The 4,947-nt window shown below is 66.9% G+C and carries 5 protein-coding genes; 4 read left to right on the forward strand and 1 reads right to left on the reverse strand.

Annotated elements, in window-relative coordinates:
* The first annotated feature begins 50 nt into the window (after window positions 1-50).
* Together QK444_RS32460 and QK444_RS32465 are read left to right on the forward strand one after the other, a co-directional pair.
* The gene (locus QK444_RS32460; RefSeq protein WP_282785884.1) at window positions 51-536 is read left to right on the forward strand and encodes an amino-acid N-acetyltransferase; all 486 of its coding nucleotides are present in this window, start codon (window positions 51-53) and stop codon (window positions 534-536) included.
* A gap of 47 nt (window positions 537-583) precedes the next feature.
* Window positions 584-868: a YciI family protein gene (locus QK444_RS32465; protein WP_282785880.1), complete on the forward strand. Its 285-nt coding sequence runs from the start codon at window positions 584-586 to the stop codon at window positions 866-868.
* A gap of 11 nt (window positions 869-879) precedes the next feature.
* Here QK444_RS32465 and QK444_RS32470 read toward each other — a convergent pair whose 3' ends face one another.
* Complete coding sequence (locus tag QK444_RS32470; RefSeq protein ID WP_282785881.1) at window positions 880-2,046, reverse strand: DUF6236 family protein; 1,167 nt, start codon at window positions 2,044-2,046, stop codon at window positions 880-882.
* Between QK444_RS32470 and QK444_RS32475 the strand changes: the two genes are divergently transcribed.
* Window positions 2,040-3,773: a cytochrome P450 gene (locus tag QK444_RS32475; protein ID WP_282785882.1), complete on the forward strand. Its 1,734-nt coding sequence runs from the start codon at window positions 2,040-2,042 to the stop codon at window positions 3,771-3,773. The two genes, QK444_RS32470 and QK444_RS32475, sit on opposite strands and share 7 nt — an antisense overlap.
* An 86-nt stretch (window positions 3,774-3,859) precedes the next feature.
* Window positions 3,860-4,834, forward strand: a complete 975-nt coding sequence (locus QK444_RS32480; protein ID WP_282785883.1) for a terpene synthase family protein — start codon at window positions 3,860-3,862, stop codon at window positions 4,832-4,834.
* The last annotated feature ends 113 nt before the right edge of the window (window positions 4,835-4,947 follow it).

Genomic DNA, 4,947 nt, shown 5'->3' on the forward strand with positions numbered 1-4,947 from the left:
TTCCCCCCCCTGGGGGGGGTGGGTTCGGGGGGGGGGGGGGGGCCACCCCGGTGGGGCCCCGCGCCCGCGCCTCGGATGTGCCCGAGATCAAGGGCCTGGTCGACATCTACGCGGGCCGGATCCTGCTGGAGAAGAACCTCGTGAACCTCTACGAGGCGCTGCAGGAGTTCTGGGTGGCCGAACTCGACGGCCGCCTCGTCGGCTGCGGGGCCCTGCACGTGCTGTGGGCGGACCTCGGCGAGGTGCGCACCGTGGCCGTGCACCCGGACGTGAAGGGCTCGGGAGTCGGGCACATGCTCGTCTCCCAGCTCATCACCGTGGCGCGCGAACTGGAACTGAAACGCCTGTTCGTGCTCACCTTCGAGGTGGACTTCTTCGGCCGCCACGGTTTCGCCGAGATCGACGGCACCCCGGTCACCGCCGAGGTGTACGCCGAGATGTGCCGCTCCTACGACACCGGCGTCGCCGAATTCCTCGACCTCAGCTACGTCAAACCCAACACCCTCGGGAACACCCGAATGCTGTTGAACCTCTGAACCTTTCGACAAACCTCAACCGTCCCTCCGATCAGGAAGCTCCACCCGTGCCGATCTTCGCCGTCCACTACACCTACACCGACGCCACCGCCGCATCCCGCGCCGAGCACCGCCCCGCGCACCGCGCCTTCCTCAACGGACTGGTCGACCAGGGCATCGTGCTGACCAGCGGCCCGTACCCGGACGGTTCCGGCGCGCTGCTGCTCTTCCGCGTCTCCGACGCCGAGGAGATGCCGAAACTGCTGGCACAGGATCCGTTCGCGCAGCTGGGACTGATCGAAGAGGTGCGGTATGTGGAATGGCTGCCGGTGATGGGCGCGTTCGCGGAGTAACCGAACGCCGGTCAGCGCCGCATCGCGGCGAGCAGCGATCTACCGGTCAGCTTGCGGTCTGCCGTCAGCAGGTAGGAGACCGGCGTGTCCTGGATGGTGGTGCGGCGTGCGCGCATCCGGTCCGCGACGTACGGGACGACCGAGAAGGCGAAACCCGTTCCGGCACCGACGAAGTCGGTGACTTCGGGGAGCGCCGTGCCGGTGATCGCGGCGGCGGGCAGGTCGACCTTGATGCCGAGCAGGCCGGGAACGGCATCGATTCCGAAGTCGTTCAGCGCTCGGCACAGTTCCTCGAGCTGAGGTTTCGTCGTCGATCGGTAGACGCCTCGGAGTCGACGTTGTGCCGCATCCGGCCCCTCGGCCAGCGCGACGCTCTCCAATTCCTTCGACAGCGACCCGATATGGTCCCGGAACGCCCGCAGATCACCCGCGTGCCGCTCGCGAAACGACAGCAGCGTCGGCAGCGGCACCTCGCGCAATCGCTCGGGTCGCGGGGCGGCGTGCGCGGCGAAGTGGATGTACGCGTGCTGCGCTTCCTCGCTCATCCCTTTCTCGCGCACCGGCTCGGCCGCGTCGTCGACCAGCAGGTCGTAGAGCCGATCGATGGTGCCGACGGCGGCGTGCGCGCGGGGATCGTCGGTCACGGGTGAGACCCGCTGCCGCGCCGCCACCACATCGGCGAGGGCGGTCAGGTAGAGGTCGGCGAGTCGAGGATGCATCCCGAGGTACGGACCGGTCGACTCCTCGACCGTCACCGCCAGGCCCTCCTCCTCCAACAGCCGGGACAGGGCGAGATGCGCCTTCGGCCCGTCGGTCCCGACATGGACCCACGCCAGGCCCGGGTAGGCGCGGCGCGGCCCACCCGACTTGCGCGGCGTGGCCGCCGATCCGGCCGAGTCCACCACCGCCCGCCACGCGTACCGCTGCCACACCCGCGGCTCCCCCGAGGTGATGATGTCGCCGAAGATATTGGTGAGCCGCCGCAGATCCTCCCGAACCGGCTCCACGTCGTGCAGGAAATCGGTCTCCGCGCGCACCCTCGCCACCGGGTCCGAATCGGTGTCCGTGGCCGATCGCGGGCGAATCCGCGCGATATGGTCCCACGTCAGCAGTGCCAGCTTCAGCCAGTTCTCGTTCCGGAAACGCGTCCACGGGTAATACAGGGCGATCTGTGACACGGCCCCAGCATGCCAGCAATGCCGGAACGCTGTCTCGAGTTAGCGCCGCTGCGTCCGAATTCCATTCGGCAACAGCCGATCTGTTCGTCGGCATCTTGCGACGAGAGGTCGCTGAGACTAAAATCACAAGCGTCAGTGGGATTTCCGTTATCCGAACCATCCGGACTCGACCATCGCAAACCCATGGGCTCGATTACCGGACGTATCGCGCCTATGCCGAATGTCCAAGCTTATTCACCGCATACAGCACGCATTCGGCAGCTTTCCGTTCGTCTGCTATCCGCACCTCCGTTCGTTTCGGCGAGAAGTCCTGCAGCACCGGGCGATCCGACGAACCGAGCGAGAGGTACCGCATGCGTTCCGTGAATTCCATTCCCAGTGCACCGAAAGCGGCGCCGCTGCTCGGCCACGCGATTCCCCTGCTCCGAGATCCGACCCGCTTTCTCACCTCGCTTCCCACCACGGAAAGCCTGATCCGGATTCGCATCGGACCCGCTCGGATCGTGCTGGCATGCGATCCCGCGACGGTTCGCCAACTGCTGCGAGACGATCGGACATTCGACAAGGGAGGGCCCATCTATGACCGGATCCGCGAAGTGCTACGAGACAGTCTGGCTTCCTGCCCCTATGACGCACATCGCCGGCAACGCCGCCTGGCGCAGCCCGCGTTCCGCTCCGACCGCCTCCCGCGGTACGCGGAGACGATGACGGAATGCATTGTCGACGTCATCGACTCCTGGCCGGACGACGAGCCGCTGAACCTGCTGACCGAGATGATGACGATCACCTCGCGCGTCACGGCGGCCACGCTGCTGTCGAACACGCTCCCCACCGGACTGCTCGACAGGCTACTGGCCGATGTCACAACCCTTTTCGACGGCTTCTACCTGCGCACATTCCTGCCGCCGCCACTGGACCGCCTTCCGACAGCGGGGAACCTGTCGTACCGTCGCGCGCACGCGCGCCTGCGCCGAACCGTAGACGACATCATCGCGCAGCGACGTCGCACGCCCGACGATCACGGCGACCTGCTGTCCGCCCTGATGACTGCCCGGGATGACGAGCACGATGGCGGCGGGATGAGCGATGAGGAGATCACCGACACCATCATCGCGTTCTTCCTCGCCGGCACCGAGACCACCGCGACGACGCTGGCATGGGCGCTGTACCTGCTGGCCCGGAATCCGGAGGTCGAGCATCGGCTGCATGCCGAAGTCGACGCGGTGCTGACGGAGCGGACCGCGCACTACACCGATCTACATCGGTTGCCGCTGACCGAACGGGTGATCACCGAGGCGCTGCGCGTCTACTCACCGGCCTGGCTGTCCATGCGAGTGGTCACCGACGCTACCACGCTGGGCGGGTACACGCTTCCCGTCGGTACGACCGTGGCCTACAGCCCCTACCTGATCCATCACCGGGCGGATGTCTTCCCGCAGCCGGAGATCTTCGATCCCGGTCGATGGGACCCAGACGTCGCGCATCCTCCGCTCGAGAACTTCCTTCCGTTCGGCGGGGGCGCTCGAAAATGCATCGGCGACCGATTCGGCATGACCGAAGCGACCCTCACGCTGGCGACGATCGCGAGTCGATGGCGCTTGCGGCTGTCGACCGACCGCGAGGTCACACCGGCGACGGGCCTGCTGCTACGACCCCGAAATCTGCTGATGACGCCCAGTCCACGACAGACGACCCCGATCCACCCGGTCGAGAAGGCCGAGCGATGACCGCGGACGGCGGAGAGACGATCAATGACGGCTTGCCCATACCGCGCCTGTTCATGCCATTCGACGCATGCACCGAGAATCCCGCGATGAGCGCCACCGCGGCCAGCGTGTGGGCGTGGGTCGACTCGTACGATCTGACTCCCACCGACAGCAGCCGCAAGCACCTGGAGCGCACCGAAACCCCGTGGATCGCAAGCCTGTTCTACCCGCAGGCGAGACCCCACGTCCTGCCGCTGCTGATGCAGCATCTGGCCTGGGCCTTCATCGTCGACGACCAATTCGACGACGGTCCGGTGGGACGTGATGTCGCACAGGCGACGTCCGCCGTGGCCGAGCTGCGGGCGCAGCTGGCAACGACCACGGCACCGGCGGGCAGCCGCCCTGCGCGGGCTTTGCGCGATATCTGGACGCGGGCCGTTCCGCGGCGGTCACAGGGTTGGATCGAGCAGTTCCGAAACAGCATCGACGAATGGCTGGAGTCACTGCGCCGCGATGCCGAGGACCGGCGGCACGATCACCGCCCCACGATCGCGGAGTATCGACAGCGGCGACGCTATGGATCCGGCATGCCGATGTTCTTCGACCTCGCGGAACTCGCGCTCGGAGTGGACGCCGATCCACTGCTGCGCGCGCTACCGGAGTATTCACGGGCTCGGCTGTGGCTCGCGGAGTGGATCGGAGTGCACAACGACATCTACATGGCACGCAAGGACCTCGAGATCGACCCGGCGCACAATGCCGTGTGCATCATCCATCGAACAGAGCGTCGGTCGCTCGAACAATCGCTCGTCGCCGTATCCGACATGGCGAATGACTGTATGACGCGATACCTCGAATGCGAGCGCGACTGCCTGGCGGCCTTCGACGCCACAGCACCGTCGGCTCGGGCTCGTGCGGACGCCGCGCGGTGCTTTGTTTCCTACCGGCAAGTCTGTCGAGCCTGTTTCGACATCGAGGGGCGCACCCGGCGATACCGGAACGCGTCCGACTATCTGGCCGCCGCGCGCAACAGCCGAGACGAAGCACCCGACTGGACCGCACAGCGGCTGTTCGGCGATTGACTCCGGCCGAGGCACCCGACGCCGTGCCGGAGCGCTCGTGCGCGTTCCGGCGGGCGACCCGACATCACCCCTGGCGGGGCGGCCTTCTCGATGAGTCCGGCGATTTCGGCGGG

Source organism: Nocardia sp. CC201C, assembly GCF_030010695.1.
Lineage (GTDB): Bacteria > Actinomycetota > Actinomycetes > Mycobacteriales > Mycobacteriaceae > Nocardia > Nocardia otitidiscaviarum.

Coding starts and splice junctions, on each gene's coding strand:
- QK444_RS32480 (WP_282785883.1), top strand. CDS start 3,860: ATGAGCGCCACCGCGGCCAGCGTGTGGGCGTGGGTCGACTCGTACGAT.